The 2,925-nt window shown below is 64.4% G+C and carries 3 protein-coding genes; 1 reads left to right on the top strand and 2 read right to left on the bottom strand.

The genetic code is table 11. From position 1 onward, the window contains the following. A partial coding sequence (locus tag P8X75_15055; GenBank protein MEJ1996499.1) for a hypothetical protein occupies positions 1–1,201 on the top strand: 1,201 nt, incomplete at its 5' end. 115 nt (positions 1,202–1,316) lie between these two features. Here P8X75_15055 and aguB read toward each other — a convergent pair. Continuing rightward, entirely contained in the window at positions 1,317–2,192 is an 876-nt protein-coding gene (aguB, locus tag P8X75_15050; GenBank protein MEJ1996498.1) for an N-carbamoylputrescine amidase, read from the bottom strand. A gap of 41 nt (positions 2,193–2,233) precedes the next feature. Beyond that, positions 2,234–2,925, bottom strand: a 692-nt coding sequence (locus P8X75_15045; protein ID MEJ1996497.1) for an aminotransferase class III-fold pyridoxal phosphate-dependent enzyme, incomplete at its 5' end; no start/stop codon positions are given.

Here is a 2,925-nt window from a genome sequence, read left to right as displayed (position 1 = left end):
CCTACGTCAACGACGCGAACGGGACGAACGACGCCTATTCCATCACGGCGGATATGACTTCGTTCTGATTGAGGACGGCGTCATTCCGGGGGCAACGCCGTTGCTTGGTCCCTTCCAGATTGCCGAAGGGGGCAACTCCTTCGACGATCCGACCAGCCCAACGCCGGTTTGGACCGCGCCGCCGAACTTCGACAGTGATGGCGCCGGCGGCGACGATTCGCCGGGCAACCTGGATTGCCGCATCACCCTTGAGGTGACGACGGCGGACGGAACCGTGTCGGAAGGCGTGATCCGCCCGATGATCTGGCCCCGTGAGTTCGATGAGAATGCCGGTACGCCAACGACCTTCTCGGAACTCTTCGCGGCCACCCTGCCGGTTGCGATCTCGGGGGTTCAAGGAACGCCGGTGACTTTCTTCGCCGTGGTCGCGGCGGATCCCACCGGCAACCTTGAGAACTGCACCCTGGCGCCGGACATGGACCGGACCGACTTCAGCTTCACCTTCTATTCCTACTCGGAGTATGACGGGTTGGAGCCGACGGCGGCGCCGGACGAACCCTTCCGGATCACCGGCGGCGGCGCGCCCCACTTCATGATCATCGAGATGTTGCCGAACGCAGCGTTCGAGCAGTTCACTCTGGAGATCGACTATGACTGCGGCGGCGTGAAGTCCTTCCCCTTCGCCTTTGGCGATCTGGACACCTTCGTGTTCTCGTCCTCCGCTGTGCCGGTGCCGCGCATCACCTTGGCGGCGCCCCCGCCAAGTCCGTCGAACACGGCGGAGATCTTGCCGGTGAACAACAACAGGCTGTCTTTCTTCGGGGCTCTGGGCAACTCGGGCGCCGCGGGTGACGTGGAGGTCCTGCTGACCGACGAGTTGGTCTCGCCCCGTGACGACCTGCCTGTCAATTTCCGGATCTGCGCCTTTGAAGCCGGCGACCCGGCCTGCTCCGAGGGCGATTTGACCAGTGACCCGGTGATCATCACCATGGGGGCTGACGATCCCGACACGCCGTTGCAGGACTCCGTCTTCTTCGTCCGGATTGAACTCACCGTCGCCCCGGGCACGGTCCTGAACCCGGATCCGGTTAGAAACCGCGGCTTCCTCGTCGCTCGTGATCCGGTCACCAAGCAGATCTACGGTGCCACGAGCTTCGACATGACCACCGTGGACATTCCAGGAGGACCCGGGTCCAACTAACCCGCCAAGGGTAGGAACGAAAGAAGCCGCCTCTCTTTTTCAAGGAGAGGCGGCTTCTTCTATTTCATAGGGGTGCCCGGAAGCAGCAAGGCGGCCGGACGGAGGGCGCGCTGTCTTACCAGTCCTCGCTGCCATCCAGGGTCATCAGAGGGCCATAGACTTCCGGCCTGCGGTCGCGGAACAGGCCCCAGCCCGCCCGCTTTGCGGCGATGGCGTCCAGGTCGAAGGTCTGCGTCAGTACTGTCTGGCTGGTGCGGTCCGCCTCCGCCAGTTTCTCCCCCGTGGGCCCCGCGATGAAGGAAGAGCCGTAGAAGGTGATCTCGGAGTTGTCGCCCGGTTCCGTGCCTATCCGGTTCGATGCGACCAGGGGCATGACGTTCGCGGCTGCGTGTCCCTGCATGGTCCTCTGCCAGTGGTCCTTACTGTCCAGCGAGCTGTCCTGGGGCTCGGATCCGATGGCTGTGGGGTAGAACAGGATCTCGGCCCCCATCAAGGCCATGGCGCGCGCGCCTTCGGGAAACCACTGGTCCCAGCAGATGCCGACCCCGATCCGTGCGTAGCGAGTGTCGAAGGTGGTGAAGCCGGTATCCCCTGGATTGAAGTAGAACTTCTCCTGATAGCCGGGCCCGTCGGGGATGTGGCTCTTGCGGTAAAGCCCCAGCAACTCCCCGTCCGCGTCCAGCGTCACCAGGGAGTTGTAGTAGGCCTGGTTGGCCTTCTCGAAGAAGGAGACCGGCAGCACCACCTCCAGCTCCGCGGCCAGCTCGCTGAGACGCGCGATGGTCGGGTGGTCCTCGACGGGGTGCGCGAGCGCGAAGTAGTCGAGCTTCTGGTCCTGGCAGAAGTAGGGCGTCTCGAAGAGCTCCTGGATCAGGATGATCTGGGCGCCCTTTCCGGCGGCCTCCCGGATCAGTTCCTCGGCCTTGGAGACGTTGGCCTCCTTGTCCCAACCGCAGGCCATCTGCGTGGCGGCGACGGTCACTTCGCGCATCGCTTCGCTTCCTTTCCCTCGTGAGGATCGACCCGGGGCCGTCAGGCTGCGCCCAACTCCTTGGCGGTGGCGTCGATCGCCTTGCCGAGCGTGTCGATCATCTCGTCGATATGGCTCTTCTCGAAGGTGAGCGGCGGCGAGGTAATCATCCCGTCGCGCACCTGACGCAGCATCAGGCCGTTTTCGATGCAGTGGTTGCGGCAGGTGAGGGAGGCCTTGTTGTCCGGATAGCGCTCGTGCGTATCCTTGTCCTTCACCAGCTCGACCGCACCCAGCATGCCCATGCCGCGGGCTTCGCCCACGATCGGCTTGTCGGTCAGGCTGCGCAGCCCCTCCTGAAGGTAGGGGCCGGTTTCCTCGCGCACCTTCTCGACCAGGCCCTCGCGCTCGATGATCTCGATGTTCTTGAGCGCGACGGCGCAGGCGACCGGATGGCCGGAATAGGTATAGCCGTGGAAGAACTCGCCGCCGTGGATCAGGGCATCGGCGACCCGCTCGCCGACCATCAGGCCCGAGAGCGGCAGGTAGCCCGAGGTGATGCCCTTGGCCATGGTCATCAGGTCCGGCTTGATGTCCATGCGGTCGCTGGCGAACCACTCGCCGCTGCGCCCGAAGCCGGAGATGACCTCGTCGGCGATCAGCAGGATGTCGTACTGCTTGCAGATGCGCTGGATTTCGGGCCAGTAGCTCTCGGGCGGGACGATGACGCCCCCGGCGCCCTGGATCGGCTCGC

The organism is Limibacillus sp. (genome assembly GCA_037379885.1).
In the GTDB taxonomy this organism is placed as follows: domain Bacteria; phylum Pseudomonadota; class Alphaproteobacteria; order Kiloniellales; family CECT-8803; genus JARRJC01.
This window is presented reverse-complemented; position numbering and strand designations above follow the sequence as displayed.

Coding starts and splice junctions, on each gene's coding strand:
- aguB (MEJ1996498.1), bottom strand. CDS start 2,192: ATGCGCGAAGTGACCGTCGCCGCCACGCAGATGGCCTGCGGTTGGGAC.